This window comes from Paenibacillus sp. GbtcB18, assembly GCF_019091125.1.
Taxonomy (GTDB): domain Bacteria; phylum Bacillota; class Bacilli; order Paenibacillales; family NBRC-103111; genus Paenibacillus_F; species Paenibacillus_F chitinolyticus.
The window spans coordinates 1-263 of the sequence record NZ_JAGXJX010000458.1; the positions used below are offsets into that span (position 1 = coordinate 1).

At 61.2% G+C, this 263-nt stretch carries 1 pseudogene; it reads right to left on the bottom strand.

Annotated features, from left to right (window positions below):
- A pseudogene (locus KVT34_RS30430) lies at nt 1-263 on the bottom strand (3-dehydroquinate synthase); the annotation flags it as partial.

Here is a 263-nt window from a genome sequence, read left to right on the forward strand (position 1 = left end):
TAAAGCCGGTACTGCAGTGCTTCCGGTCCCAGGGACTGCAGCTTTCCTCGGTGGTTTTCCAGCCACTCCACAAAATCGGCTCCCCAAACCAGACCGTCCTGGGTCATTCCCCTCAATCCTGCCCAATGGCCCCGCTGCGGCAGGGTTTGAAATGGGGTTACGCCGTACACCACCATCTCCGGTGGGTGAAAGGGGCGGATGTTATTTTTCGCCAGGGGGTGATTGCCCCCACCCTTCCCCCCGCCCCCGCTGTCATGAGCCAG